Genomic DNA, 557 nt, shown 5'->3' on the forward strand with positions numbered 1-557 from the left:
AGACCAGCTAGAGATCGTCGCCTAGGTAGGCCATTACCCTACCTACCAGCTAATCCCATCTGGGTTCATCCGACGGCGTGAGGCCCTTTCAGGTCCCCCACTTTGGTCTCGTGACATTATGCGGTATTAGCCACCGTTTCCAGTGGTTATCCCCCGCCCTCGGGCAGATCCCCAGACATTACTCACCCGTCCGCCGCTCGTCAGCAAAAGCGCAAGCACTTTCCTGTTACCGCCCGACTTGCATGTGTTAGGCCTGCCGCCAGCGTTCAATCTGAGCCATGATCAAACTCTTCAATTTAAAGTTTGATGCTCAAAGAATTCACTAATTAACGCTCTTTTGTTTGGCTAACTTTGTCGGCTTCACTGCGCTACACCTCGCCGTACTGATGTACTGTCTCGGCGCTGCTCGCTTGCCTTCGCGTTATCCTGCCAAAATAACGTTAATAAATTATTTCGTAATGAATTAACTGTTGTTCACTCTTCAAGACTTTAAAACATATTTTTTTGTGATACGGTCTTGTGAGTGCCCACACAGATTGTCTGATTAATTGTTAAAG

1 rRNA gene is annotated in these 557 nt (G+C 47.9%); it reads right to left on the reverse strand.

What is annotated here, in order from left to right:
* Positions 1-298, reverse strand: a 16S ribosomal RNA gene (locus SLS51_RS23175); the annotation flags it as partial.
* Positions 299-557: the final 259 nt, after the last annotated feature.

Origin of the sequence: Photorhabdus africana (assembly GCF_035181445.1) — a bacterium.
Taxonomy (GTDB): Bacteria; Pseudomonadota; Gammaproteobacteria; order Enterobacterales; family Enterobacteriaceae; genus Photorhabdus; species Photorhabdus laumondii.